The sequence below is a fragment of the Burkholderia torrens genome (assembly GCF_984668525.1).
Map to the genome: position 1 here is coordinate 1,651,917 of NZ_OZ480212.1, position 26,646 is coordinate 1,678,562.

At 67.2% G+C, this 26,646-nt stretch carries 26 protein-coding genes and 1 pseudogene; 8 read left to right on the top strand and 19 right to left on the bottom strand.

The features are described from left to right. Window positions 1–266: 266 nt before the first annotated feature. The gene (gene shiA / locus AC5LXX_RS23665) at window positions 267–1,574 is read left to right on the top strand and encodes a shikimate transporter (protein WP_493405499.1); all 1,308 of its coding nucleotides are present in this window, start codon (window positions 267–269) and stop codon (window positions 1,572–1,574) included. A 206-nt stretch (window positions 1,575–1,780) separates the two neighbouring features. Continuing rightward, the gene (locus AC5LXX_RS23670) at window positions 1,781–3,082 is read left to right on the top strand and encodes a UDP-N-acetylglucosamine 1-carboxyvinyltransferase (RefSeq protein WP_493411171.1); all 1,302 of its coding nucleotides are present in this window, start codon (window positions 1,781–1,783) and stop codon (window positions 3,080–3,082) included. Between the two features lie 245 nt (window positions 3,083–3,327). Here AC5LXX_RS23670 and AC5LXX_RS23675 read toward each other — a convergent pair whose 3' ends face one another. Continuing rightward, window positions 3,328–3,795 carry a hypothetical protein gene (locus tag AC5LXX_RS23675; RefSeq protein ID WP_493411172.1) on the bottom strand — a complete coding sequence of 156 codons (468 nt, stop codon included), beginning with the start codon at window positions 3,793–3,795 and terminating at the stop codon, window positions 3,328–3,330. Between the two features lie 57 nt (window positions 3,796–3,852). Then, window positions 3,853–4,086, bottom strand: coding sequence for an AbrB/MazE/SpoVT family DNA-binding domain-containing protein (locus AC5LXX_RS23680; protein ID WP_493411173.1), 234 nt, complete (start codon window positions 4,084–4,086; stop codon window positions 3,853–3,855). A gap of 164 nt (window positions 4,087–4,250) precedes the next feature. Between AC5LXX_RS23680 and AC5LXX_RS23685 the strand changes: the two genes are divergently transcribed. Next, window positions 4,251–5,021 (top strand): IclR family transcriptional regulator domain-containing protein, encoded by a 771-nt coding sequence (locus AC5LXX_RS23685; RefSeq protein WP_493411174.1) that lies wholly within the window; start codon window positions 4,251–4,253, stop codon window positions 5,019–5,021. 30 nt (window positions 5,022–5,051) lie between these two features. Here the strand turns inward: AC5LXX_RS23685 and AC5LXX_RS23690 are convergent, their stop codons facing one another. The 6 genes from AC5LXX_RS23690 to AC5LXX_RS23715 all read right to left on the bottom strand — a co-directional run bounded on the left by AC5LXX_RS23690 (window position 5,052) and on the right by AC5LXX_RS23715 (window position 11,140). Next, window positions 5,052–7,352, bottom strand: coding sequence for an ATP-dependent DNA helicase (locus AC5LXX_RS23690; protein WP_493411175.1), 2,301 nt, complete (start codon window positions 7,350–7,352; stop codon window positions 5,052–5,054). Further along, window positions 7,349–9,043 carry a VRR-NUC domain-containing protein gene (locus AC5LXX_RS23695; RefSeq protein ID WP_493411176.1) on the bottom strand — a complete coding sequence of 565 codons (1,695 nt, stop codon included), beginning with the start codon at window positions 9,041–9,043 and terminating at the stop codon, window positions 7,349–7,351. Before AC5LXX_RS23695 ends, AC5LXX_RS23690 begins: the two co-directional genes overlap by 4 nt. A gap of 96 nt (window positions 9,044–9,139) precedes the next feature. Beyond that, window positions 9,140–10,018, bottom strand: coding sequence for a MipA/OmpV family protein (locus AC5LXX_RS23700; protein WP_124447621.1), 879 nt, complete (start codon window positions 10,016–10,018; stop codon window positions 9,140–9,142). A 206-nt stretch (window positions 10,019–10,224) separates the two neighbouring features. Further along, the gene (locus tag AC5LXX_RS23705; protein WP_041492268.1) at window positions 10,225–10,536 is read right to left on the bottom strand and encodes an ATP-binding protein; all 312 of its coding nucleotides are present in this window, start codon (window positions 10,534–10,536) and stop codon (window positions 10,225–10,227) included. A 14-nt stretch (window positions 10,537–10,550) separates the two neighbouring features. Then, entirely contained in the window at window positions 10,551–10,748 is a 198-nt protein-coding gene (locus AC5LXX_RS23710; protein ID WP_124447623.1) for a hypothetical protein, read from the bottom strand. A gap of 92 nt (window positions 10,749–10,840) precedes the next feature. Beyond that, window positions 10,841–11,140 carry a hypothetical protein gene (locus AC5LXX_RS23715; protein ID WP_493411177.1) on the bottom strand — a complete coding sequence of 100 codons (300 nt, stop codon included), beginning with the start codon at window positions 11,138–11,140 and terminating at the stop codon, window positions 10,841–10,843. Window positions 11,141–11,283: 143 nt separating this feature from the next. Here AC5LXX_RS23715 and AC5LXX_RS23720 point away from each other — a divergent pair, with 143 nt between their 5' ends. From AC5LXX_RS23720 to AC5LXX_RS23730, 3 genes are all read left to right on the top strand, one after another. Next, window positions 11,284–11,532, top strand: a complete 249-nt coding sequence (locus AC5LXX_RS23720) for a hypothetical protein (RefSeq protein WP_493411178.1) — start codon at window positions 11,284–11,286, stop codon at window positions 11,530–11,532. A gap of 338 nt (window positions 11,533–11,870) precedes the next feature. Next, on the top strand, window positions 11,871–12,302 hold the full coding sequence (locus AC5LXX_RS23725; RefSeq protein ID WP_493411179.1) for a CBS domain-containing protein: 432 nt from the start codon (window positions 11,871–11,873) through the stop codon (window positions 12,300–12,302). 30 nt (window positions 12,303–12,332) lie between these two features. Further along, the gene (locus AC5LXX_RS23730; RefSeq protein WP_493411180.1) at window positions 12,333–12,842 is read left to right on the top strand and encodes a PRC-barrel domain-containing protein; all 510 of its coding nucleotides are present in this window, start codon (window positions 12,333–12,335) and stop codon (window positions 12,840–12,842) included. Between the two features lie 6 nt (window positions 12,843–12,848). Here the strand turns inward: AC5LXX_RS23730 and AC5LXX_RS23735 are convergent, their stop codons facing one another. Together AC5LXX_RS23735 and AC5LXX_RS23740 are read right to left on the bottom strand one after the other, a co-directional pair. Further along, the gene (locus tag AC5LXX_RS23735) at window positions 12,849–13,472 is read right to left on the bottom strand and encodes a DUF4142 domain-containing protein (RefSeq protein ID WP_493411181.1); all 624 of its coding nucleotides are present in this window, start codon (window positions 13,470–13,472) and stop codon (window positions 12,849–12,851) included. A 50-nt stretch (window positions 13,473–13,522) separates the two neighbouring features. Next, on the bottom strand, window positions 13,523–15,487 hold the full coding sequence (locus AC5LXX_RS23740) for a hybrid sensor histidine kinase/response regulator (protein WP_493411182.1): 1,965 nt from the start codon (window positions 15,485–15,487) through the stop codon (window positions 13,523–13,525). Window positions 15,488–15,869: 382 nt separating this feature from the next. Here AC5LXX_RS23740 and AC5LXX_RS23745 point away from each other — a divergent pair, with 382 nt between their 5' ends. Next, window positions 15,870–16,907 carry a sigma-54 interaction domain-containing protein gene (locus tag AC5LXX_RS23745; protein ID WP_493413402.1) on the top strand — a complete coding sequence of 346 codons (1,038 nt, stop codon included), beginning with the start codon at window positions 15,870–15,872 and terminating at the stop codon, window positions 16,905–16,907. 36 nt (window positions 16,908–16,943) lie between these two features. Here the strand turns inward: AC5LXX_RS23745 and AC5LXX_RS23750 are convergent, their stop codons facing one another. Both AC5LXX_RS23750 and AC5LXX_RS23755 read right to left on the bottom strand, forming a co-directional pair. Further along, window positions 16,944–18,743 carry a methyl-accepting chemotaxis protein gene (locus AC5LXX_RS23750; RefSeq protein WP_493411183.1) on the bottom strand — a complete coding sequence of 600 codons (1,800 nt, stop codon included), beginning with the start codon at window positions 18,741–18,743 and terminating at the stop codon, window positions 16,944–16,946. Between the two features lie 246 nt (window positions 18,744–18,989). After that, window positions 18,990–19,244: a DUF3562 domain-containing protein gene (locus AC5LXX_RS23755; protein WP_124447639.1), complete on the bottom strand. Its 255-nt coding sequence runs from the start codon at window positions 19,242–19,244 to the stop codon at window positions 18,990–18,992. 565 nt (window positions 19,245–19,809) lie between these two features. On the opposite strand from AC5LXX_RS23755, the gene AC5LXX_RS23760 reads away from it, so the two are divergent. Continuing rightward, a complete protein-coding gene (locus AC5LXX_RS23760; RefSeq protein WP_124447641.1) occupies window positions 19,810–20,250 on the top strand; it encodes a hypothetical protein in 441 nt (146 codons plus the stop codon). Window positions 20,251–20,789: 539 nt separating this feature from the next. On the opposite strand, the gene AC5LXX_RS23765 is transcribed toward AC5LXX_RS23760, so the two are convergent. From AC5LXX_RS23765 to AC5LXX_RS23795, 7 genes and pseudogenes are all read right to left on the bottom strand, one after another. Next, a complete protein-coding gene (locus AC5LXX_RS23765) occupies window positions 20,790–21,725 on the bottom strand; it encodes a universal stress protein (protein WP_493411184.1) in 936 nt (311 codons plus the stop codon). A gap of 209 nt (window positions 21,726–21,934) precedes the next feature. Beyond that, on the bottom strand, window positions 21,935–23,317 hold the full coding sequence (locus tag AC5LXX_RS23770) for an amino acid permease (RefSeq protein WP_493411185.1): 1,383 nt from the start codon (window positions 23,315–23,317) through the stop codon (window positions 21,935–21,937). 445 nt (window positions 23,318–23,762) lie between these two features. Further along, a pseudogene (locus tag AC5LXX_RS23775) lies at window positions 23,763–23,985 on the bottom strand (cytochrome P460); the annotation flags it as partial. A gap of 262 nt (window positions 23,986–24,247) precedes the next feature. Next, window positions 24,248–24,523 (bottom strand): SMI1/KNR4 family protein, encoded by a 276-nt coding sequence (locus tag AC5LXX_RS23780; RefSeq protein ID WP_493411186.1) that lies wholly within the window; start codon window positions 24,521–24,523, stop codon window positions 24,248–24,250. Then, window positions 24,520–24,744 (bottom strand): SMI1/KNR4 family protein, encoded by a 225-nt coding sequence (locus AC5LXX_RS23785; RefSeq protein WP_493411187.1) that lies wholly within the window; start codon window positions 24,742–24,744, stop codon window positions 24,520–24,522. Before AC5LXX_RS23785 ends, AC5LXX_RS23780 begins: the two co-directional genes overlap by 4 nt. Then, the gene (locus tag AC5LXX_RS23790; protein ID WP_493411188.1) at window positions 24,734–25,135 is read right to left on the bottom strand and encodes an HNH endonuclease; all 402 of its coding nucleotides are present in this window, start codon (window positions 25,133–25,135) and stop codon (window positions 24,734–24,736) included. Before AC5LXX_RS23790 ends, AC5LXX_RS23785 begins: the two co-directional genes overlap by 11 nt. A 338-nt stretch (window positions 25,136–25,473) precedes the next feature. Then, window positions 25,474–26,499 (bottom strand): DedA family protein/thiosulfate sulfurtransferase GlpE, encoded by a 1,026-nt coding sequence (locus AC5LXX_RS23795; protein ID WP_322082418.1) that lies wholly within the window; start codon window positions 26,497–26,499, stop codon window positions 25,474–25,476. Between the last annotated feature and the right edge of the window lie 147 nt (window positions 26,500–26,646).

Sequence of the window (26,646 nt, forward strand, 5' to 3'; positions counted from 1 at the left end):
GGGCAAATTGTCGATGCTGCAGATTTTAACCAGATCGTTCACGGCGGCACACCCTGGCCGAACGGGATATCGCCACGCCGCTTAGTGCAAACCCGGAATTCGTTCGATAATCGCACGAACTTGAACGATAATCGCGCACTTTGTCCGATTGGCCAATTGCCGCCATGCGGCGTGCGCCCTATTCTCCGTTCACCCATCGACTTCAATGCAGCATCGGACGCGGCGCCGCCACGATTCCACGATGCGCCGAGCCAGGAGACACCGCCATGACCCCAACCTTCGACACCCTCGACGCCGCAGCCGGCGCCCGCGCGCGCAGCCAGGCCCGCAAGGCCGCGATCGGCAGCTTCGTCGGCGCCGTCGTCGACTGGTACGACTTCCTGCTGTACGGGATTGTCGCCGCGCTCGTATTCAATTCCGAGTTCTTCCCGAAAGTCAGCCCGACGATGGGCACGCTCGCGGCGTTCGCGACGTTCGGCGTCGGCTTCCTGTTCCGGCCGCTCGGCGGCGTCGTGTTCGGCCACTACGGCGACCGGCTCGGGCGCAAGCGGATGCTCGTGCTGACCGTGATGCTGATGGGGCTGTCGACGGTCGCGATCGGCCTGCTGCCGGCGTTCTCGACGATCGGCTGGTGGGCACCCGTGCTGCTGGTGCTGATGCGCGCGATCCAGGGTTTCGCGGTCGGCGGCGAATGGGGCGGCGCGGCGCTGATGGCCGTCGAGAGCGCGCCGAAGGAGAAGAAGGCGTTCTACAGCAGCGGCGTGCAGGTCGGCTACGGCGTCGGCCTCGTGCTGGCCACGGGCATCGTGTCGATCCTGAGCCACACGCTCGGCGAGGCCGCGTTCAAGTCGTGGGGCTGGCGCCTGCCGTTCGTGTTCAGCATCGTGCTGGTGCTGATCGGGTTGTGGGTGCGCAAGAACATGGACGAGTCGCAGGAGTTCGTCGAGAAGGTCGAGCACGGCAACCGCAAGCTGCGCCTGCCGGTGCTGGAAGCGCTGACGCGTCATCCGAAGGCGTTCCTGCTGATCGTCGCGCTGCGGCTCGCCGAACTGTTCACGATGTATATCGTCACCGCGTTCGCGCTCAGCTATTCGACGACGAACCTCGGCATGTCCCGCGACCTGTTCCTGAATATCGGCCTGCTGGTCGGTGCGGTGAGCTGCGTGACGATTCCGTGCTTCGCGTGGCTGGCCGACCGCTACGGCCTGCGCCGCATCTACCTGATCGGCGCGCTGATCGGCCTCGCGTCCGCGGTGCCGTTCTTCGTCGCGCTGGAGGCACGGTCGATCGCGTGGATCGTGATCTTCTCGATCCTGCTGGCGAACGCCGCGCACGACATGGTCGTGAGCGTCCAGCAGCCGCTGTTCACCGAGCTGTTCGGCGCCGAATACCGCTACAGCGGCGCCGGTGTCGGTTACCAGTTCGCGAGCGTCGTCGGCGGCGGGTTCACGCCGTTCATCGCGGTCGGCCTCGTCAGCCTGGCCGGCGGGTCGTGGCACCTCGTCGCCGGATATCTCGCGGTCGGCTGCCTGATCTCGCTGGTGGTCGCCGCGCGGATGCGGGCGGCGCAGTGACGGCCTGACCGGATGGCCGGCCCGATTCGCGGCCGGCCATTTCTTCCTGCCGGCAGGCAATCGTCCGGCCGAATCGCACGCGACCAACGTCAAACACCGTCAATCACGCATCCCGATCCCCTTTTTTCCCCTCTGAACATTCCACGCCGCCGGCCGACCAATGGCATCATATGGGCCTACGTCAGTCACCGATACGCCCCCATATCATGTCGAATCTCATCGTCCACGGCGGCACTCCGCTGCGCGGGGACATCAAGCCGTCCGCGAACAAGAACGCCGTCCTGCCGATCCTGTGCGCCACCCTGTTGACCGATCAGCCGCTGCGCCTCGTCGGCGTGCCGGACATCACCGACGTGCGCAAGATCCTCGACATCTTCCGCACGCTCGGCAGCGACGTGTCGGTCGATTTCACGACGGGCCTGCTCGAACTCCACCATCGCGACACGAAGTTCGATCCGGCCGTCCACCGGCTGCCCGAGGCGATGCGCTCGTCGATCATGCTGATTCCGCCGCTGCTCGCGCGCTTCGGCGTCGCGCGCCTCGAGAACGACGTGAAAGGCTGCACGCTCGGCGTGCGCGAGATCGACCCGCACGTCGAGGTGTTCGAGCGCTTCGGCGCGCACATCGAGCGCACGCCCGATTCGCTGATCGTCCGCACCGACGGCCCGCTGACGGCCAACGACCACTGGTTCGACTACGCGTCGGTGACCACCACCGAGAACTTCGCGCTGTGCGCGACGGCCGCGAGCGGCACGTCGACGCTGATGAACGCGGCGTCCGAGCCGCACGTGCAGGAGTTCTGCCAGTTCCTCGCGATGATCGGCGTCACGATCGAGGGCATCGGCACGTCGCGGCTGTGCGTGAGGGGCGACGGCAAGCTCGGCGGCGGCGAGTTCCGCTTCGCCGAGGATTTCCACGAGATCGCGACGTTCCTCGCGCTCGGCGCGATCACCGGCGGCGACATCACCGTGCGCAACTCGTCGCCCGAACATTTCCCGCTGATCGACCGCACGTTCGCGAAGTTCGGCGTCAACGTCACGCACCGCGACGGCTGGTCGCGTGCGGAACGCGACGGCCCGCTGCGCGTGCGCCGGCCATTCACGCAGAACATCCTGACCAAGGTCGAAGCCGCGCCGTGGCCGTACCTGCCGGTCGACCTGCTGCCGATCTTCATCGCGCTCGGCGTGCGCGCGGAAGGCAGCGCGATGTTCTGGAACAAGGTGTACGACGGCGCGCTCGGCTGGTCCGGCGAACTGTCGAAGTTCGGCGCGCACGTGCTGCTGTCCGATCCGCACCGGCTGATCACTTTCGGCGGGCTGCAACTGACGCCGGCACGCGTCGAGAGCCCGTACATCATCCGCGTCGCGATCGCGCTGCTGATGGTCGCCGCGAGCATCGAAGGCCGCTCGGAAATCATGAACGCGCTGCCGATCCGCCGCGCGCATCCGCATTTCGTCGAGAACTTGCGGTCGGTCGGCGCGAACGTCGAGTGGACGAGCAGCGAATGATGCACTGAAGGATGCGGCGCACGTGACGGTCGCGTCGCATCCGGTTCCTCGGCTTTTCACGCCGTATCAGCCGCTTCCATGCGCGGCCGCACCGGGTTCTACCATCGGCTGCCATCTGTTCGCGTCAGCACACCGCGCGCTGCTTCACTCCCCTTTCCCGCGGTCAGCGCCAGCGCGATGATGCGTCATCGGGACGTCCACACCCGCAACCCGTCGGCTTTTTCCCGCGCGCGAAACAACCAGATTCAGACCTGTCCGATTGGCGAAATGTGCGCCCGGCCATAGGCTTCCTTCCTGACCCCGCGGATAGCGCTAAAAACCGTGCATCCGCGCTCCAGCAGGAAAATGCACAGCCTATGGAACCCCGATTCACCCTGGCGCAGATGCGCGACGTCTGGATCGATGCGTATCGTCACGCCGATATCGAGCAACTCGATTTCATCGCGAGCCCACACTTCTTTGTCCAGCACAAAGCTTACATTCGCACGAAAGCGCAATTCCTTGCGCGAATGCGCGTCGTCGCGGCCGAACGCGCATCGGACACGGGTATCGCATATCGGGACGAAACCATGCAAATCGTCACGCGCGGACAATGGGCGACGATAACGGGCATCGGATCGGTTCGGATCAACCACGCAATCGATTCCCGCTTCGATTTCGTCGAGGACGGGTGCGTGATGGGTGCGCGATAGCGCATTGCCGCGCTCCGCCATGAACACAAGTAACGTGGACCGCGTCGCAGTTGCGTTCCGGCGCTTGAATGGGTCGAGTCAAATCTGCTCGTTTGCGTCGTTCCGCCTGAACCTGAAACCGCCCGGCAGCTTGCCTCTGAAACGCCTCAACGGCAGCAGAAGCGCTTCGGGACTCGCGTTGCGGCTCTCGGCCAAAGCGCCGGCACGGTGAACGACGATTTCGACTTCGTCGCCTTCACGCAGCCCCAACGCGTCGACCAGACCGGCCGGAAGGCGCACCGCCAGGCTATTCCTCCACTTTGCAACCCGCATACGATCCCTCCTTGAATAGATGTCGCCGACTCTATATCTGCCGCTATCCAGCGGGCAAGGGGATGGGCAGATCAACCAATCGCCCGTTACCCCACAACTCGCGCGATAATCGCCCACTCTCGCGCGAACACCGCGCACCCACCGCCCACCCGCGACGCGCGACGATGAAAAAGCCCGAACTCGACCGACGCGACTGGATTGCCGGCCTCGAAAAAGGCCTGATGATCCTCGAAGCCTTCGACAGCCAGCACGCGCGCATGACGCCCACGCAGGCCGCCGCGCGCACGGGCCTCACGCGCACGGCCGCGCGGCGCTACCTGCTGACGCTCGAAGCGCTCGGCTACGTGTACACCGACGGCAAGCTGTACGGCCTCACGCCGCGCGTGCTGCGGGTCGGCTGGTCGTACTTCGATTCGGCGCGCCTGCCGCGCACGGTCCAGCCCTATCTGCAGCAACTGAGCGCGTCGCTGAACGAATCGGCGTACGTCAGCGTGCTCGACGGCTGGGAACTGGTGTTCATCGCACGCAACGGCGTGTCGCGCGTGATGACGACGGGCTTCGTGCTCGGCGCGCGCGTGCCGGCGCCGCTGACGTCGCCCGGCGTCGTGCTGCTCGCCCACCACCCCGACCGCGAAGCCGTGCGCGCGTGGCTCGACGCAACCGAACTACCGCCGTTCACGCCGCACACGATCACCAACAAGGCGCGGCTGCTCGAACAGGTCGACCAGGCGCGCGACGCCGGTTTCGCGGCGATCGAGCAGCAACTACAGGTCGGCGTGCGCGGGATCGCGGTGCCGCTGAAGAACCGTCACGGCGAAGTGGTCGCCGCGCTGAGCACGAACATGCCGATCGGCGCGGAGACTGCCGACGCGGCCGTGCGGCGCGTGCTGCCGCACTTGCAGGAAGCCGCGCTCGCGATGCTCAACGTGCTGTAGCGCCAGGCCGCCTCGCCTTCGCCTTCACCGTCACCCGATCCGCCACCAGCGCGGCAGCAGGTCGCGCACCTCGCGCCTGCGATAACGGTCGTCGATCAGGTGCACGACACCTTCGTCGTGCTCGGTGCGGATCACGCGCCCGGCCGCCTGTACGACCTTCTGCAAGCCCGGATACAGGTACATGTAGTCGTAGCCGTTGCCGAACCGCGCGTCCATCGCGCGCCGCATCTGCTCGTTGACGTCGTTGACCTGCGGCAGCCCGAGCGTCGCGATGAACGCGCCGATCAGCCGTTCGCCGACCAAGTCCACGCCTTCCGAAAACGCCCCGCCCAGCACCGCGAAACCGACGCCGCGCCCGCCCGCGTCGAAGCGCGCGAGAAACGCGTCGCGCTCGCTTTCGGCCATGCCGGGCGCCTGCGCCCACACGGGCACGTCCGGATGGCGCGTCTGCATCAGCGCCACCACGCGCCCGAGATAGTCGAAGCTGCTCAGGAAGCCGAGGTAGTTGCCGGGCCGCGTCGCGTATTGCGCGGCGATCAGGTCGGCGATCGGTTCGAGCGACCGGTCGCGATCGCGCCAGCGGGTCGATACGTGACTCGCGACGCGCACCGTCAGCTGCTCGGCGCGGAACGGCCCGTCGACGTCGAGCCAGCCCGTGTCGCCGGGCAGCCCGAGCGTGTCGCGGTAGAAATCGAACGGGCTCAGCGTGCCCGAGAACAGCACGGTCGCGCGCGCCGCCTCGTAGCGCGGGGCCAGGAAGCCGGCCGGAATCACGTTGCGCACGCACAGCGTCGACTGGACGCGACGGCGCCGGCTCGCCGATGCGACACCGTCGAGCGCGGGCTGGCGCGGCATCGGTTCGCCATGCAGCGTCGCGTCGAAGATCGACGCGCTGTCGAAGGCTTCGGCGAGCACGCCGAACTGGATCGCCTCGAAATGAAACCGCAGCAACGCGTCGCCGTTCGCGCGCGGCGCGTCCGTCAGATGTTCGCCGATCGCCGCGACGAGGTTCTGCACGGCCGACACGATCGGGCCCGGCACGTCCGGATACGCGGCATAGCGCTCGGTCTGCGCGCGATTGATCGTGCCCCACGCGCGGGCAAGCCGGTCGAATGCCTTGCGCAGCGCCGCCGGCGCGGCTTCGCGGGCGGCCGCGAACGCGAACGGATCGAGCGACGCGCTGTACATCTTGCGCGCGCGGTCGAGCAGGTTGTGCGCTTCGTCGACGAGCACGCCGACGCGCCACTGGTTCTGCTGCGCGAGCGTATGCAGCATCGCGCTGCCGTCGTAGTAGTAGTTGTAGTCGCCGATCACCATGTCCGACCAGCGCGCGAGTTCCTGCGACAGGTAGTACGGGCAGACATCGTGCGCGAGCGCGGTCGTGCGCACGGCGTCGCGATCGAGCAGGCCGGCCTCGATCGCCGCATCGCGCGCGGCCGGCAACCGGTCGTAGAAGCCTTTCGCGAGCGGGCACGATTCGCCGTGGCACGCGCTGTCCGGATGCTCGCACGCCTTGTCGCGCGCGACGAGTTCCAGCACGCGCAGCGGCAGCGCGGGCGTGCCGGCGCCGAGCGTCGTCGCCGCTTCGAGCGCAAGCGCCCGGCCGGGCGTTTTCGCGGTCAGGAAGAAGACGTGGTCGAGTTCGCCCTCGCCGCACGCCTTCAGCAGCGGAAACACGGTGCCGAGCGTCTTGCCGATGCCGGTCGGCGCCTGCGCCATCAGGCAGCGTTCGTCACGCGCCGCGCGATAGACCGAGACCGCCAGTTCCCGCTGACCGCTGCGGAACTGCCCGTGCGGAAAGGCAAGTGCGCGCAGCGCCGTGTCGCGCGCGGCGCGATGGGCCGTCTCGCGTTCGGCCCAGCCGACGAAGCACGCGCACTGCTCGGCGAAGAAGGTCGCGAGCGTGCCGGCATCGAGCGTTTCCGTGAGCACGGTCTCGCGCTCGGACACGATGTCGAAATACACGAGCGCAACGTCGATTTCCTTTAGGCCGCGTGCGTCGCACAGCAGGTGCGCGTAGACCTTCGCCTGCGCCCAGTGCAGCGCGCGATGGTTGGCCGGCATCGCATCGAGGCTGCCGCGGTAGGTCTTGATTTCCTCGACGCGGTTCGCCACGGGATCGTAGCCGTCCGCACGGCCGCGCACGGTGAGCGTGCCACACGTACCCGTCAGCGCGATCTCGGTTTCGTAGCGCGCGCCGCGTTTGGACGTGACCGCACCGTGGCCGGCAATGCCTTCGAGCGCCGTCGGCGCAGGCGTAAAGCGCAGGTCGAGATCGCCGCGCCGCGCGGTGAATTCGCACATGGCCCGCACCGCGACGACGTAGCTCATGCGGACAGCCCCGCCGCTTCGGCGTGCGCGACGCCCTCGCCGGCCCATTCGACATCGACGACACGCACCGGCATGCCGTGCGCGACGCAGTATGCAAGCCAGCGTGTCTGGTTGTCCTGCAGCCGGTCGCCGGGGCCTTTCACCTCGATCAGCTCGTAACGGCGCTCATCGGGCCAGAAGCGGACGAGATCGGGCAGCCCCGAGCGGTTGCTGCGGATATCCGCGAGCAGGCGCGTGAACCACAGCCGCAGGTGCTCGGGCGGCAGGCAGGCGAGCGCTTCGTCGAGCAGCGCGTCGGTCAGCACGCCCCAGAACACGAACGGCGATTGCAGCCCGGCCTTCGTCGCGAAATGCCGGCGGATCGTGTCGCGGTACGCGCCCGAATCGAGCTGCGCGAAACACGCGTCGAATGCGTCCGCACGGCGCGCGGCGAAATCGGGGGCGTGCAGGTCGGCCGGGCCGCGCTGGAACGGATGGAAGAACGCACCGGGCACGGCCGCGAACACGGGCTCCCAGCACAGCAGGCCGAACAGCGAATTGATCAGCGTGTTCTCGACGTAATGGACCGGCGAAGCCGGCTGCGCAAGATGGTCGCGCACCGTGAATTCGACGCTGACGAACGCGTCGGGACGCGTGAGCACGAGTGTTTCGCGCGGTACGCCGGCAGCGGCGGCCGCGCGTTCGACACGCTGGCCGGCACGGCGCTGCAGACGCGGCAGCATGCGCTCGACGCGCTGACGCTCCTCGTCGCTCTCGAAGCGGCCGCGCGCATCGAGCGCCAGCGCGAGCGCGTCGTCGTCGCGCCCGCAGCGCTCGAGCACGCGGATGCGCCGATGGCGGCTGCCGGGCCACGCGCTGCGCGCGTAGGCATCGAGCGCGGCATCCCAGTCGGCGCGGCGCTCGCAGGCCTGCCCGAGCGCGAACAGCAGCTTCGCGCGACGCGTCGCGAGCCACGGCTGCGCGCAGCCCACGGCGTCGATCGAGCGCATCAGGTCGTCGAACGGCAAGTCGTCGGGCCACACGTCGAGCGCGTCGCGACACATCTGCAGCGCGAGATACGCATCGACGTCGCCGCGCTGCTGGAACGCACGCGACGACGGCGCGATCGGCACGCTTTCGTACTGGAACACGCCGAGATCGGCGAGCACGAATTCGCTCCAGTCCTGATGGAGATTGCCGAAGAACATCAGCCGCAGCCGGTCGCACAGCGCGCCGACCGTCACGCGCAGCACGCTATCGCCGGCCTGCGCGCACCACGCGTCGAGCGGCTGCGCGGTGTCGTGCGCGGGCCGCAGCCGCTCGAGCCATTCGGGCTTGCGCTCGCCGGCATGCGCGGCGAGCGACGGGAAAATGCGCAGCAGGTCGGCCTTGGTCGACAGCGCGAACAGCTCGTCGAGCGTCAGCGCGGGCGCCGGGTCGACCCAGCCGAGCGCGACGAGCGGCGCGGCCGCGTCGAGCGTGCTGCCGATTTCGTCGTACGCGAGCTTGCTCGCGCGGAAGTCGGACCCGCTGCGCATCAGCATCCGCACGAGCAGCGCGCGCGACGGCTGCGGCAGCGTCGCGAACTGCCGGACGAACGCATGCTCGTGCGCGTCGAACAGGTCGTCGTAACGCTCGCCGAGCCAGGCCAGCGCGCGTTCGAAATTGGTCAGGTAGTAAAACGCCGGGGGCGTCGGCGAAGCAGGCGTCACGGAGATCGATCACTGTACGTTTGTACAGGTCGGAATCATATCAAATGTGACGGCAGATGCCGCGTGCGACATCTGCCCGCCGCTGCCGGGCCCCGCTCAGAACTGGTAATTCACGGACATGTCGAACACGCCGTTGGTCGACTGCTGCGTGATCGGGCTGCGCGCCGCGCGGCCGACGAGTTGCTCGATCGCGCCGTCCATCGTGACGAACCAGTGCTTGTTCACGAACCACACCATCGTCACGCCGAGGCCGGCCGACTTGATCCCGGCCCCCGACGAATAGGCCGGCAGCCCCGAGCGCGCGGCGGCACCCTGGCTCACGCCGAACCAGCTGTTCATGTAACGCGAATCGGCGAACGACACGGTCGGCCCCGCGAACCAGAAGAAGTTTTCGTTGCTGCCCGGCATCGGCATGTACGCGGACAAATCGCCGGTCCAGCCGTTCGAGCCGCCGATGCTGCGCCGGACATCCGCGCGCAGCACGAGCGGGAATTCCTTCGAGATCACGTAATCGCCCGACAGCTTCATCACGGGCGCCGCGTTGATGTTGTCGAGGCCGTTCAGGTGGCCGAGATCGTCGGCCGAACGGCGCCCGAGGTCATAGCCGACCGACAGGCTCACGCGCCAGTTCGGCCCGCGCAGCACGTTCGCGCCGAGCCCTTCGCCGGTCGACAGGAAGAACAGGTCGCGATAGCGGATGTCGAGGTTCGGGCCGCCCATCACGCGATAGCGGTCGGAGCCCGCATAGCGCGGCTGCAGCGTCATCGCGGCGCCGACGCTGACCTGCCACGTGGAGACGGTCGGATCGAACAGTTTCTCGAGCGGCACACCCGCCGAGTACTGCCACTCGCCGAGCGGCGAAGGCGTCTGGGCCGACGCGTCGCGGGCGCCGGCCGCCGTGAGCGCCGCGCAGGCCGACAGGCCGGATACGAACCGGCGTGCGCCGGGTGAAAGCAACAGGCGAGCAACAGTCATCAAGGCGTCTCCGTCGGTTGCGCGAAACGAACCTGAAGGAAAGCGCGTCGCGCCATCCGGCTACAGCGGCTGGCAGTCTGTGGCGCGAACGTAGCGTGCGCTGAATTAACGGACATCCTACGCGACGCGCGCGAGAGACGCAAAGCGCCCGCCGCGGGCGGGCACCTTGCCGCTTTCCGGAATGAAGGGGGTGAGGCGTTGCCGGATCAGAAACGCTCGACGTGATAGTCGCCGGCCAGCGCGGCCGGGCTGCGCGTCGACATCATCCGCGAGAACCCGTCGGCGAGCCGTCCGAGCGCCAGCTGTTTCTGGCTCGCGTCCCAGTGCGTATAGGTGTCGTATGCGGCATCGTCGAACGAGACGGTGACGGCCACCGGGCGGCCGCTCGCGCGAAAGCCGATCTGCAGCACGCCGCCGGGCAATTCCTCGATGTGATAGCGCAGCGAGCGCGATTCGAAATAGCGGCCCAGCACCTGAGCGATCGCGCGCTTGTCGGGTGATTGAACGTGGATGTCCATGAGGGTCCTCCTTTTCAGTATTCGCGCGGCCGGTGGTAGCGCACCGCTCCACCGGGCATCCGCATCGGCGGCGGATGCGACGGCGGGTCGCCCTGCGGCAGCCCGTCGGGCACGGGCGGATCGACCGGATCGTCGTGCCCGGGCGGTACCGGATCCGGGTCGACGTCGGGGGTCGTCGGTTCGGGGCGGTGCAGCATGGATGGCGTCTTCATGTCACTCCTGCGCGACGGCGCGCGCCTCTCGATGGCGCTGCGACCGCGCGCAAGCAACGTGCCCGCTCCAGTTCCGCTCGCACGCGGCCCGCTCAGTCGTCGTAGGCCGCCATCACCAGCCACATCGTGCGTCCCTCCGCGGTCAGCCGCACCGCGAGCGCGAACGGATCGGCCGGCGTGCAATGCGCGATGAGCGCCTGCTGCGCACGCTCGGGGCCGTCGTAGACGATGTCGTTCAGCTCGCGCACCTCGTCCTTGCCGTCGAACATGCGGCGCTCGGGCCGGTAGACCAGCGATTCGCGCTTCCACGCGTCGAAACGCGCGCGCACGCTGGCGAATTCGCCGCCGCATACGTTCGCGTCGTAACGTATCCGTTCCCTGGTTGCATTCATCACGATGTCCTCTTGTCCACGCCGACAGCGCGCGGCGCATGTCCCGCGCGCCCGTCCGGCTTCCCCGGCGCGCAAGCGTCGTGCCGTCGGCACGTTACGGGCACGGCGCTTGCTCACGCATTGACCAGCAAGGAGGTTCGACCATGACCGCTTACGCCACCGGCCGCCACGACGCCGTGTCACCGGCTGCCGGACTGTTCCGTCTCGCCACGTCGCGCCCGCCGTCGAAAGACAAGACGGAAGAGCGCATCGACGAAGGGCTCGAGGAGACGTTTCCGGCCAGCGATCCGCCCGCCGTCGGCGGCGCGACTCGCATCGACCCCGCCAAACCGTCCGGCGAACCTGAACGTCGCGCGCCGCACGACCCTTCCCCGCCCCGCGATCACGGCTGACGGCGGCACCCGGCTCGCGAGGCGCGGCGGCGCTTCGGCGGGTCGGACCCATTCGGAGTGATCTGATGAAACGCCTTGAACGCAGATGGCATGAAATCAGCGGCGCCGCCGGCGTCGCTGCACTGGCCGCCATCGAAAGCGCAGTGGTGCTGGCAATCGTCGTCGTGACGGGCATCGGCCACTGACATCCCGCAGCGCCCGTCGCGGCAGCCGCCGTGGAAGATGTACAAGCGGGCTGGCAAATTTCTCCGTTGCCCGGCCGTCGAGGCCGGGCGCAAGCAGAGTGCGCGCGGCACGGCATCTGCTCCCGAATCGTCCTGCTCACGAAGGAGGCGTTCATGTATCGCGTCAACGAGATCATGTCGCGCGACGTGGTGTGCGTCGCACCGACCGACACGATTCGCCATGCGGCCGAACTGATGCAGCGCTTCGACATCGGCGTGCTGCCCGTTTGCGACGGCACCGAACTCGTCGCGATCGTCACCGACCGCGACCTCGCGGTGCGCGCGCTGTCGCACGGTCATTCATTCGATACGCCGGTGCAGGCCGTGGCATCCGCGCCCGTGCAGTGGTGCGTCGAGGACGACGGCGTCGGCGACGTCCAGCAGCGGATGGCCGACGTGCAGCTGCATCGCTTGCCGGTGCTCGACCGCGACCGGCGGCTGGTCGGAATCGTGTCGCTCGGCGACATCGCGACGCGCGCCGGCGGCCCCGAGCGCGACGAGTTGGCCAATACGCTCGAGGACGTGTCGCTGCCGCGCCGGCACTGACCGCACGCGGCTTCCACCTGGAGGTGAACGATGACCACGGACAGACCGTCGCGCGGCGACACGCGCATCGTCGGCGGCCAGCGCCGCCCTGCCGGCGGCGGGCCGGGGCCCGACGTGATGGCCGCCCGGACACTCGCGGGCGATCGCGTGCTGACGATGGACGGCGACGATATCGGCAAGGTGGCCGACATCATGCTCGACGTGCGCGCCGGCCGGATCGCGTATGCGGTCGTCTCGTCGGGCGGCGTGCTCGGGCTCGGGCTCGGCGACAAGCTGCTCGCGGTGCCGTGGAACGCGCTCGTGCTCGACGCCGAGCGCAAATGCTTCGTGCTGCCGGTCGCGACCGAGCAGGTGCGCGACGCGCCCGGCTTCGACCGCGACCGCTGGCCGGCGATGGCCGACCCGGACTGGGCCGAGGCGCTGCATGCGTACTACGGCAGTTCGCCGTACTGGCTGATCGAGGAAGGCGAATCGGCACTCGACGCGCCGCCGCACGAGGCGTCGCCGGACGGCCCCGAGGACGGCAAGCGGCGGCGTTGACGCCGCTCAGTGCGCGGCCGCGACGGTCCGCGCCAATTGCCGCGCGGCGGCCAGGTGCGCGCTCAGCGTCCCCAGTGTGCCGGCCGCGAACGCGCGAAGCTGCGGATCGCGGCCGTTCTTCGCCTCGTCCTGATAGAGCCGGATCGCCGACTCATGCGCACGCGGGCCCGCCAGCGCGAGGTACGCCGTGTCGAACGCATGGCCCTCCTTCATTCGCAACGCCGTCACCGCCGGATCGACCAGCATCCGCGACTGCACCGGTACGCCCTTTTGCGCACCGAGCTGCCGCAGTTCGCTGGCGATGCGGGCGTGATCGTCGGCCATCCGGCGCGCGAACGCCTTCACGTCGGGGTTCGACGAGCGGTCGAGCGCAAGCTGGCTGGCCTGCCGTTCGACCTTGTCGAGCATGCCTGCCTTGTCGACGAACTCGGCGTCGATGCCGGTCGGCCGCTGCGTCATGCCGGCTTCGTCGGCGGTCGCACCCGGGCGGACGACGCCCGGTGCGACCTGCACCGACGAAGCGGGCGGCGTCTGCGCCCGCGAACATGCAAACGCCAGTGCGCCAACGGCAGCAACCAGTGCGATGGCCGCCCGTGGGCGACTGTCCTTTTCTCTCCGGTTCGTGGTCATCCGGACCTCCGTATGTCGTGACGGAGCGGGCCGGCCGCGTGGGGTTGCCGTCAGCCGCGCCCTTTCCCGCCGTGCGCATCGTCATGCGCGACGTCGGCGATCACGCTCGCGAGCGTCGGCATGTCGACCGGCTTGCACAGGTACGCATCGAAGCCGGCGGCCAGCACGCGGTGGCGGTCGGCCTTGCCGGCGTGCGCGGTCACCGCGACGACCGGTAAATGCCCGCTGCCGTCCGGCAAATGGCGGATCCGGTCGAGCAGCCAGAAGCCGTCGCCGTCCGGCATCGCGAGGTCCGACAGCACGACGCTCGGCGGATGCCGCTGCACCTCGTCGAGCGCGTCGTGCCCCGACTGCGCAGTCGACACCTGCGCGCCCATCGTCTCGAGCGCCGCGGCAAGGCTCGCGCGCGAGGTGGCGTCGTCATCGACGACGAGCACGCGCTGGCCGTCGAGCGCCACCGAGTCCGACCCGCCTGCGGGGCGCGCGAGGCGCTCGGCCGGATCGTCGACGTCCCAGCCGGCCGGCAGCATGACCGTCACGGTCGTCCCGCGTCCCGGTCCGTCGCTCGTCGCGACGACGTTGCCCCCATGCAGCTGCGCGATGTTGCGCACGATCGACAGGCCGAGTCCGAGCCCGCGCTTCGGCGACGCGAACGCGCCTTCGGGCCGGCTGAAGGTGTCGAACAGATGCGGCAGGTATTCCGGTGCGATCCCTAGGCCCGTGTCGGCGACCGACAGCCGGACGCGTTCGCCGGCACGCGTCAGCGACACGTTGATGCGCCCGCCCGGCGGCGTGAACTTGATCGCGTTCGACAGCAGGTTCGACAGCACCTGGCGCACGCGCTCGCCGTCCGCCGGAATCACGCAGGTCGGCATCGCGTACGCCGCCGACAGCTCGAGCCCGTTCGCCTGCGCGGTCGCATCGAGCTCGCGCGTGGCATCGCGCACGACGCGCACGAGATCGACCGGCACGCGTTCGAGACGTAGCCGTCCCGTCGCGAGCGACGACGCGTCGAGCAGATCGCCGACCATGTGCGACAGCGACCGCGCGCTGCGATCGATCGCCTCGACCGCCTGTTCCGCGAGCCCGTGCCCGCCGACGTTGCGCAGCACCTCGACCCACCCGTAGATCACGTTCAGCGGCGTGCGCAGCTCGTGCGACACCGTGGCCAGCAACTCGTCCTTCAGCCGGTTCGACGTGTCGGCCTGCGCACGCGCGTCGCGGGCGCCGCGCAACGAGCGCAGGGCGCGCCGCTCGCTGCGGCGGCGTTCGCGCGCTTCGCGCAACGTCATCGACAGGCCCGTGCAGTTGCCCTGCGCGTCGACGATCGGCGACGCGGCGAAGGTCGCGCGAAAGCGGCCGCCGCCACGGCGCACGCACAGCACGTCGAGCGGCCCGACCGGCGCCTCCAGGTTCGTGAACGTGGCGGGCAGCGGATGCCGCCGCAACCAGCGCGGCGCGAGCATCGTCGCGATGTCACGCCCGCTCGCCTGTGCGGCGTCGATCCCGAAGATCCGTTGCGCGGCGGGATTCCAGCTCGTGATCCGGCGCGCGGTGTCGACACCGACGATCGCCTCGGGCGACGCGTCGACCACCCGGCGCAACAGGCTGTCCGGCTCGCGATGCGGCGCGCGTGCGGCGGCGTCCGCGTCGCCATCGTCGTCCGCGGCGTGCAGGCGATCGTTCGCGATCAGCGGCTTCACCGCCATCACGAGCACGCACTCGACGAAGCCGATCGCGACGAACGCACCGGCTTGCGCGAGCAACGTGGCCAGCGGCACATCGTGCCACCACAGCGTGCCGATCACGGCCACGCTCGCGACGGTCGCGGCGAGGCCGCCACCGAACGACGTCAGCCATGCGGCGGCCGCAACGCCTGCATAGAAAGGCAGCGGCGCGAATGGCGCGTGCTCGCCGACGATGTGAATCGCCCACGCCTGCAGCGCGGACGCCAGCCCGACGGCCAGCACGACCCATGCACCCTGCCGCAACAACTCATGAGTCAGGGTCTTCATTGCATCCTTGCCTCGCACCGGCTCCCGTCGTGCCGCGGTTCGGCCATCCGGGTGGCCGTCGAGCGTGCCGGGCGGGCTTGGAGGCGGCAGCAAGCGATATGCCCGGGACGGACATGACAACATCGTTCAGTCGGAGCATGGCGGGACGGCGCAGGGTGCCGTCCCGCAGGCCGTTCGGCGTCGATCTCGGTTGCCCGCTGCGGGTGCGGAAAGCGATCGCAACCGTCTTTTTCATCGGCGCGCTGTAAAAAAGCACCGATCGGCCCCACGATCGCGCAGCCGTTTCCGTCCGGCGGAAAGATCGATGGGCGATTCCTTCTGTCCCCGTCATGGACATTGGAAATTACTATTTCGCGGCACCTTCACGGCCGTTTCGCTGTCGATGATAAATATTGCAATCAACAGAACGCGTGATGCCGATTTTCAAAACGGCCCGCGAATGCCGATGGGTGAAACCGCAAACCGGTCGAAGCAGCGTGCAGACGGCCGCCGGCTGTCCGGCCGGTCCTCCGCGATGCGCTCGCTGCAAGGCCGCATCGAGAAAATCGCACCGACCCGCGCCAGCGTGATGATTGCCGGCGAAAGCGGGGTCGGCAAGGATATCGTCGCGCGCCGGCTGCACGATCTGAGTGCGCGGCGCGACGGCCCGTTCGTGCCCGTGAACTGCGGCGCGATCCCGCCCGATATCGCCGAGGCGCAACTGTTCGGGCACGAGAAAGGCAGTTTCACCGGCGCGGTCGCACAGCGCGAAGGTTTCTTCGAGGCCGCGCGCGGCGGCACGCTGCTGCTCGACGAGATCGCCGAAATGCCCGCGGCGCTGCAGGTGAAGCTGCTGCGCGCGCTCGAGTCGAACGCGATCGTGCGGGTGGGCGGCACCGAGCCGATTCCGCTCGACGTGCGCATCGTGTCGGCCACGCGCCACAACCCGGCCGAAGCCGTGCGCGACGGCCGGCTGCGCGAGGATCTGTTCTACCGGCTTGCCGCGTTCGCGCTGTACGTGCCGCCGCTGCGCCAGCGCGACGGCGACGTCGAGACGATCGCGCAGGAATTCGTCGAGACGCTGAACGCGCGGCACCGCTCGCACAAGCGGCTGACCGACGCGGCGATCGCGGCACTCCGCGCGTACTCGTGGCCTGGCAACGTGCGCGAGCTGCACAACACGATCGAGCGCGCGTACATCCTCGCGGACGAAGGTATCGACGTCGCGCTGCCGAAACAGCCGATGCCGCCCGACCGCACGTCGGAGAGTGCGATGGCGCTGCCGCTCGGCGCGACATTGCATCATGCGCAGCAACGCTTCATCGCGGCCACGCTGCGCCATTTCGACGGCAACAAGCCGCGCGCGGCCAAGGCGCTCGGGATCAGCCTGAAAACGCTCTACAATCGGCTCGCGCTGATGCGCGACGACGGCCGCTCCTGAGCGGTGCGGCCACGCCGCCGGGCCGCCGGGCCGCGGTCATGCGACCTTGAACCGCCCGACCGTCGTCGCCAGCGCATTCGCCTGCGACTGCAGCGCGGTCGCCGCGGCGGTCGACTGTTCGACGAGCGCCGCGTTCTGCTGGACCATTTCATCGAGCTGCGTGACCGCGCGATTCACTTCCTGGATGCCGCGCGTCTGCTCGTTCGCCGCGTGCGTGATCTCGGAGATGATGGTCGTCACGTTCGATACGTTGGACACGATCTCGCGCATCGTGTCGCCGGCCTGGCGCACCTGCCCGGAGCCAGCCGACACGCTCGCGACCGTCGATTCGACCAGCACCTTCACTTCGCGCGCGGCCTGCGCGCTGCGTTGCGCGAGGCTGCGCACTTCCTGTGCGACGACCGCGAAGCCGCGGCCCTGCTCGCCCGCACGCGCCGCTTCGACGGCCGCGTTCAGCGCGAGGATGTTGGTCTGGAACGCAATGCCGTCGATCACACCGATGATGTCGCCGATCCGGCCCGATGCTTCCTCGATCTTCTCCATCGTCGCGACGACGTCCGACACGACCACGCCGCCGTGCGACGCGATCCGCGATGCTGCCGCTGCGCGCTCGTCGGCCTGGCCGGCGGCTGCCGCCGACTGGCCGACCGTCGCGGTGATCTCTTCCATTGACGCCGCCGTTTCCTCGAGGCTCGCCGCGGCCGATTCGGTACGCGACGAAAGATCCTGGTTGCCCGCCGCGATCTCGTTCGCGGCCGTGCGCACCGATTCGCTCGCGTCGCGGATCTGGCGCATCACGTCGTTCAGCTTGTCGACGAAGCTGTTGAACGAGCGCGCGATGTCGGCGACTTCGTCGCTGCCCACCGCCGGCAGGCGCTGCGTCAGGTCGCCGGCGCCCGAGCCGATCGCGGCCATCGCCTGGCGCACCTGCGACAGGCGGCGGAATGCCGTCGCGGTGATCGCGCCGATGATCAGCGACGCGACGCCGACGATCACGACCAGCGTGATCAGCGACGCGGTCAGCAGCGAGCGCATGCCGGCCGTCGCCTCGGTCTTGTCGAGCAGCACCAGCGCGTACCAGTCGGTGCCCGGCACGGGCCGCGCACGCACCAGCTTCGCGTCGCCGCCGACGCTCACCTCGACGGGTGCCGTCGCGGCCGCGATCGTGGCCGCGCTCGTCGCGCCGAGTTCGGGCGACACGTCGGCGACCGGCTTCAGCGTGAGCTTCGGGTCCGGATGCGCGACGACGTGGCCGCTGCTGTCGATCAACATCCCGAAGCTGGCGGGCGTCGGGCGGATCGATTTCACGTTGGCGATCACGCTGTCCATCGCGACGTCCGCGGCGACGACACCCTTCAGCGCGCCGTCACGCAGGATCGGCACGGCGAACGTGACGACCAGGTTGCCGGTGCCGGCATCGACGTAGGGCGGCGTGACGACCGGCTTGCCGGCCTGCGCGGCCTGCTTGTACCACGGGCGGCCGGTCGGATCGTAGTCGGGCGGGATGCCGGTCGGGTCGGAGAAGTGGAACGCCTTGTCGGCATAGCCCGCGTAGACGTTCGTGAAGCCGCCGGCCGCGGCCATCTGCTTGAACACCGGCAGCGGATCGAGCGTGAGTGCCGCATCCTGCAGCGACGCGATCATCCGGCTGCGGGTGGCGACCCAGTCGGCGATCCCGACCACATGGCCGCTCGCGACGGAAGTCAGGTTGCGGTCGATTGCGTCATCGTTGTACGAGCGCGCGATGAAGTAGTTGATCAGCGTGGTGGCGACGAGCGCGAATACGACGATGGAGACGCACGCGGCAAGAATGCGGGCGCGGATGGACGAGAGCATGGCAACGACTCGGTAAGGGAGCGCGAACGCCCGGTGGACGAATTCACCGGGTAAACGGCATTCGCGCCGCTTACTTGAGGCCGCTGTGACAATTCAGTGAAACGTGTGACGAAAAACGTCGGCGGCTGTCAGCCGATCGTCAGGTCGCGGGCGGGCGGGCCGATGCGGCGGAAACCGCCGGCAACGCGCTCGGGCGTGATTCGGCCGCGGCCGGCGACGGTCCGTGCCGGCCGCGGCAATCGCCCGTCACAGGCGGACGCTCGGGTGCGGATCGGATTCCGCCGCTGACGCACCAGCCTGCGTGTCGGCGTCGAAATCGTCCCGCCGGCGCATCCGTTCGCGCAGGTTCCGGATCGCGAACACGTGGATGTAGTCATGCACGCGCGCGCCGGACGACAGCACACGCACTTCATCGTCGAGCATCGCACGCAGCTGATCCGCGCCGATCGCACGCTGTTCGGCGGCTTCCTTCAGTGAATCGAGCAAATTGTCCTTGGACATCGACGGACTCCTGACAGTCGAGGAATAAAGAAACGACGGTACTGGAAGCTTAAAGACTGGTCGACCGCGCGGCGTGCGATGCGCCGGCAGGTGTTTGCGCGCGATCAACGACACGTTGCGTGCCGCCGTGCCGATCCGTCCCCGAACCGGCCGCGCTTGATTCGCGGCGCAAACTGCCCGCGAACGAGACTGGAAGCCCTGCCGCGCCACCCCGGGGCGCGGCACCGGTCGACAGGCGGGCCGTGGAACCGCCCCCCGACGCCGATGCACGGAAGAACTTAGACCGACCGAAATCATGCGTCAAGCGGCCCTGCCGCGCCCGGTTCATTCGTCCGAACACGCCGGCCGGATCGCCGGCAGGCCGGACGATCGGCCAATCGGCCGCGGCGCTTGTCAGCGGATTCCGATACGCGCCGCGCAATACCTGACAGCGACTTCAGCGCGCGCCGCTTGGCAGCCTGCTGCCGACCCACGATACTGATCCCATGAACAACGCGTTCATACCGGTTCATCGCCCAGCCTGCCATCGAGCAAGGCGTGCGGGGTCCGGCGCAGGAGACCAACCATGGCACAACGCAACTTCCCGGGCCGGGACGGCCAGCGGCGCGCGTCGGGCAACACGCGCGCCCTGCCCGCCCGGACCCGTAACGTATCGGCCGGCGACCGTCCGTCCGACGATCTCGACACCTTGCTCGCGCTCGCCCGCGAAGCCGGGCTGCTCGTCACGCTCGACGGGCAGATCGGCCGCGAAAAGTACCAGAGCGTCGCGGGGTCGATCCTTGCGCTGCAGCGGTTCGCCGCTGCGCTCGGCACGCGACAGGCGCGCGATGCGCCGGCCGAGTCGGAGCCACGCCGCAAGGCACGCCCCGGCTGGCCGCATGCGAACCGGCTGCGCAGCCACACGTGCAGCGCATGCGGGCCGATGCACGTCGTGCGCCCGCGGTCGCGTGTGCGCCGCGGCGTCGTCCGCCGGCACGACCTCTGCTCGATTCTTCGGACCACCTGAACCAGCACGCAGCCGACGCACGGCACGGGGCCGTGCGATGGCTGCGCGCCGTGACACCTCCGCCGTGCGTGCCGCTGCCGCGTGAATACGGCGGTGCCGTGCCGGCGTCGACCTTCGCCGCGATCCGTCTCGACGCGATCGCGCGCTCCTGCGCGCCGTCCTGAACGGCCGCATTCAAAACAATACCTGCGGGGAAAGTGATCCGACGGGGCCAGCCACGCGGAAAGCGGACGGGGTGCGAGCACCCCGCCCGTCCTCCAAGGCAGCCGTCGGCTGCCTACCCTCGTGCCAGAGAGTTCTCGGTCGGATGACACGCCATGCAAGCGATGGCGCGGCTCCTGTAATCGACGTGGCGACTCGAATGCGCGCTCGATCCCGATCTGCCGGATCAGCGGTTTCGATGCTTGCGTGCGGCTGTCGTCGTACGTGCACGACAGACCGTCGCGATCGCCGGATGTTCCTTCACTGTCTCACGCGATGCGCATGCCGTTTCTGATGCAGGTCAATCGACCTCGGCTTTGTACGCGATGCCGCGCCGTTCACGCCGCGCCGCGCACGAGCAGCACCGGCACTTGAGCGAGGTGTGCCACGCGGCGTGCGACGCTGCCGATCAGCCAGGCGGCGATGCCGCGCCGGCCATGCGTGCCGACCACCAGCAGTTCCGCACGCCAGTGCACGGCATCGCGCATCAGCGCGTGGGCCACATCGTCGCTGGTCGGACGCGTTTCGACGACACCACGCTTGGTCGGATTCCCGGTCGCGTGGAACAGTGGCGCGATCTTCGCCAGCGCATCGTCGCCCTCCGCACGGTACGCATCCTCGAGCGCGCGCACCGGCACGATATCGGTCAGACGAACCGCGCGATCGATCACGTAGGCGGCGTACAGCAACGTCGTCGGTGCCGCGAAACCGAGGCCGACGCGCGCCGCGTGCAGCGACGGTTCGCTGCCGTCGATCGCGAACATCAGCCGCTGCAGCGCGCCATCCGACGGCCGTACATAGGCGGCCGGCACGATCAGCAGCGCGCAGCGCGCGCGCTTCGACAGCGTGTCGGACATCGCGCCTTCGATGAGCCGCAGCAGCCCGTGATGCGGATTCGCGCCGACCACCAGCGCGTCCGCCTGCCATGCCGACGTGTCGTTCACCAGCGCATCGGCGACCGTGCCGCCCGTGACCGACGTATCGACGATGACCTTCTCGACCTCGATGCCGCTGTCGGCAAACAGTGCGGCGATCCGCGCGTTGACGGCGTGCGCTTCGCCCATCATCTCCTCGCGCGCCGACGTCAGCAGTGCGTCGACGCGCGGGATGTCGGGCAGGACGAGGCGCGGGTTGTCGATTGCGCAGACGATGCGCAATCGCATGCCGGGACGCAGCAGCGTGCGCGCGTAGCGTGCGGCGGACAGCGATTCGGGCGTGGGATCGACGGCCAGCGCGATCCGTTCGAGCGGCGGGATGGAATGGGCAGACTGCATGGCGAAAGCCTCCGTGCGTGCGCGTCGTCGCGGAACGACGACGGGAGCCTCGCGTGGAAGCGGCGCGCGGCGGCCGGGCAGCCGCCGCGGTCGCAGGGATCGGCGGGTAGCCACGCGAAGCGCGGACAAGCGATTCGTTCAGCATAGGTCGTCCTGCCCGCCCGCGCATGATCGCGATCAACGATCGCGCGGCGCCCTGCGCTCGCCGCTTACGACTTCGTCGGGACCGACGCGGCCGGACGGTTCGCGTAGAACAGTGCATACGCGATGCCGAGCAGCGCGATCCACACGGGCCCGATCACGAGCGCGACGCGCGTGTCGGGCGTGAACGCCATCAGCACGACGACCAGCACGAGAAAGCCGAGCGCCACGAACGAGCCGAGCGGATAGAACGGCACGCGGATCGGCAGGCGCGCGATCTTGTCGGCCGACAGCGTGCGGCGAAAACGCATCTGCGCGATCAGGATCACGCACCACGTCCAGATCGCGCCGAACGTCGACACCGACGTGAGCCACGTGAACACGTGCTGCGGCGCGAGATAGTTGAGCAGCACGCCGATCAGCAGCAGCGCGACCGACACGATCACGCCGTACACCGGCACGCCGCTGCGGTTCACGCGGCCGAGCATGGCCGGCGCCTGCCCCTGCTGCGCGAGGTTGTAGAGCATCCGCGCGGTGCTGAACAGGCCGCTGTTGCACGACGACAGCGCCGCGGTCAGCACGACGAAGTTGATGATGCCGGCGGCAGCCGGAATGCCGAGCCGCGAGAACGTCATCACGAACGGGCTGCCCTGCGTGCCGATCTGGTCCCACGGATAGAGCGACATGATCACGAACAGCGCGCCGATATAGAAAATCAGCACGCGCCAGAACACCGAGTTCACGGCCTTCGTCAGCGACTTCTCGGGGTTGCGCGCTTCGCCGGCCGTGAGGCCGAGCATCTCGACGCCGAGATACGCGAACATCACGATCGGCAGCGCGGCGATCACGCCGTTGATCCCGTTCGGCATGAAGCCGCCGTGCGACCACAGGTTCGAGATGCCGGTCGCGACACCGCCGTTGCCGATGCCGAACGCGATCATCAGCCCGCCGCCGATGATCATCAGCACGATCGTGACGATCTTGATCAGCGCGAACCAGAATTCGAATTCGCCGTACAGCTTGACCGCGATGAAGTTCACCGAGCCCATCGCGATGAGCGCCGCAAGCGCCCAGATCCAGTTCGGCACGCCCGGGAACCACATGTGCATGTAGACGCCGACCGCGGTGATTTCCGCCATGCAGGTGACGATCCACACGAACCAGTAGGTCCAGCCGGTCAGGTAGCCGGCGAGCGGCCCGAGGTAGTCGCGGGCGTAGCGGCTGAATGCGCCGGCGACCGGATTGGTGATCGCCATCTCGCCGAGGGCGCGCATGATCAGGAAGATCGCGATGCCGCCCAGCAGGTAGGTCAGCAGGACGGCGGGGCCGGCGGTGCGGATCGCGGTGGCCGAGCCGAGGAACAGGCCGACGCCGATCGTCGCGCCGAGCGCCATCAGGTTGATGTGCCGTTCTTCCAGCCCGCGGTGCAGCTGGTCTTCTGGTTGTTTCAAGTCCGTCTCCTGGCAGCCGCGAGCGGGCCGCCGTCATTGTGTCGATGTCAATGCGCGACCGTTCATGCCGATTTTTTGGCAACCGAAAACGAAATAATCCCTGTTGTCGATTTCTGAATGAGAAATGACATGAATGTTGCGTCAATCCGATCGGAATCGCCGCGGATTATCCGTCATTCCCGGAACAATCCGGAAAACGGATCGGGCCTTTCACGGAATACGCCCGTGCGGCCCGTGTGGCGCGGCTGTGCGCGTGTCGGGCGACAACGGGATCAATCGATTTCGGCGTGAACGAACACGCGTCGAATGTGCGCGGTCAGGCGCACGCAATATGCAGGCGGGATTATAGGGAGGATGAGAGGTTTCACGCCAGCCGATTTTCTTGTAAATCGCCAAGCGTGAAACTGGAAACAGATTTCGAATGCGCGCGGTGTCACGCGCGCATTTACTTCGACAACGTCGCCCGCACCGTATATTCGCCTTCGAGCGCCCCGCGTTCGCACGAAATAGCGCGACGAATCCAGATCGGCCGACATCGGCTCGACCGGATAACCGTGCTTTTCCCATGCATCGAGCCCGCCCTTCAGCGCGCGGATGTTGTGGATCATTTTCTTGCGCTGCATCTTCGCGATCAGGCGTTTCGCGGCCGTTTCGTTCGGGGACACGCAAGAGGACCTGAGCACCAAGCCCGACGGGAAGTGTACCTATCAACTGTGCTGCATTGGGGATGCTGTGCTTGTCGGTCTTGTTCGACGTTTGCACGCGCAGCAGCGGCGCGATCGGCTGGCGTGGGCGCTTGTTGTGCGCATACTGCAAGCGAAACCAAGGCCGTAATCGGTAGGGCCGTCAGCCGCATAGGCGTCTTCATTATTTACTATTCCCGCAGCGTTATTTTCAGAAAAATCTATAATTTAATTCCAAAATTCATCTTCAATCATCCTTCAAATTCTTTAGAAATTCCGGGTCTACCCAAACACTCTTAACTCGGGCTGGATCGAGATAAACTTCTTCAGCCTTGAATGGGCGAAGGGAATCCAAAAACACAATCAATGAATTCGCAACCTTCGACAAAGCCTCATATCCAGGAACTTCATGATCCCAGAAATAAATACACCCATAGTCGCCATCATGTAGCGACATGCAAACATAGTTCCCGCCTTCTGCATGAGCAAATGGGAAGTAACCCGAAACATCAGCTTGCTTCATATATCCGATATTTCGAGCAATTTCCTCAAAAGGAATAAATTGACTAATTCCAGCCCCGCCTCCACCCGGAAGATCAATTGCATTCGAGTCAAAATAAGCCCATTCAATTTTTTCAGAATTTCTATATATTCCGATGGAAGCGATCTTCCAATTTCGCGCTCGACCTTGGCAATATCTTCAAGTGTCGGCGCGGTCAGTGCTTTGCGAGTCTTAATAATCATCATTTAGCTCCTGGTGATGGCTTGAGAACGGCAGAGCCGCCGTATGGCGAATCGCGTCATGCAGGTCTCGCGGAATCAGCAGCATCGTCTCGGCGTTTTCGACGTGATGCCATACATAGCCACTGGGCGTTTTCTTAAAGCCTGCAGCCTGATTTGAGAGTGCAGCATCTTTATTGTAGTCCCCGGTCAAATCGACGACATCGACTTGCGCCTTCGCGTACGGTGCGAAGGCGGGGAATCCCTGTGAGTTGAACTTGACACCTTTTGGATACTTCTGCTGAATCTCGGGCGAGTCAGAGCGACAACGCCTCTCATGCATGTCGCGATTGCGAAACGGCGCTCGCAATTGGTCCCCTCTTATCCACTGCGCGATCCTAGCAGAAGCGATCACCGCACACTGTCAGAAATGATTAGTGCGACGCGAGGAGCATTGGCCTTCCCTGCTCCAACAGCCGGAGGTTTTAAAAAATACTGAAGAATTAATATTTTTATAATGTTTTCAGATTGTTAATTCTGAGGCGGGACGCGATTTTATTGAGATAGGTGCGACGCAGTTTTAGACGCGGTGTCAATCGGCCGATCGCGGCCGGATGCTCATGATATTGTTGGTCGAACGATTACGAGATAAGAGGCGATAGTGCCGCAAAATTTGCTCGTCAAAAATATATAAATCAAGATGGGGGGGAAAATATGCGCTCTCGAGCGCCGAAACCACCAACGCTGGCTGCATCACTTCGATAATGTCGCCCGCACCGTATATTCGCCTTCGAGCGCCCCGTGTTCGGGACGCACGAAATACCGCGACGAATCCAGATCGGCCGGCATCGGCTCGACCGGATAACCGTGCTTTTCCCATGCATCGAGGCCGCCCTTCAGCGCCCGGATGTTGTGGATCATCTTTTTGCGCTGCATCTTCGCGATCAGACGCTTGGCCGTGGCCTCGTTCGGGCACACGCAATAGACGACGATCGGCCGTTTCAGCATTTCCGGGTCGAGCAGGTCCGGCGAATCGAGATCGACCGGCACCGCGCCGGCGATCCGGTACGGCTCGCGCTCGCGGATCGCTTTCGGCCGCGCATCGAAGATCAGCGGCGGCTCGTCCGACGTCATCATCTCGACGAGTTGCGGCGGCGAAATGCGCACCTGCGCGAGATAGCGGCGGAACTGCACGCGGCGCACCCAGCGGTACAGCAGGAACGTGATGAAGATCGCGAGGAACGCGTCAAGGATCGTGCCGCCGCTCGCGCGCACCCACAGCACGAACTGGACGATCTGGTCGTGAATGGCCGCGCCGCCGATCAGCCAGAACGCGGCCCACAGCGACGCGCCGGCCAGGTCCCAGAACAGGAACACGCCGACGCCGATCGCGGTCGTGCCGAGCAGCGGCGCCGACACGAGGCCGAGGCCCGGGAGGAACTTGGACAACACGAGCAGCGGCGCGCCGTATCTTTCGAATACGTTACGGGCGAAGCGCAGCGTCGTGTCGAGCGACAGCGAGAAGCGCACGAGGCCGTTCAGCAGGCGCCGGCCGCGCGTGCGGCCCATGAAGAACCACAGCGAATCGGCGAGCATCGTCGCGCCGATCGCCGCCGCGAACATGCTGACCCATGACGCCTGCCCCATTGCCGCCATCGTGCCGCCGAGGATCAGCATCGGCACGGCCGGCACCGGCACGCCGAGTTGCGTGATCAACACGCTCGCGAACACGGCCCACGGGCCGAGCGACGATGGAATAGCGATGGGAAAGTGCCACACGGCGGCGCTCCTGGAAGACATGCGGGCCGCGCGACAGGGCCGTCGGTACGGCGGCGCAACGGCCGCCGCGGCACGTCCGCGACCGACCGGTGCATCCTGCGCATTCTAAACGGGTTTGGCCTCGACCGCGCGGAACACGGGAGATCG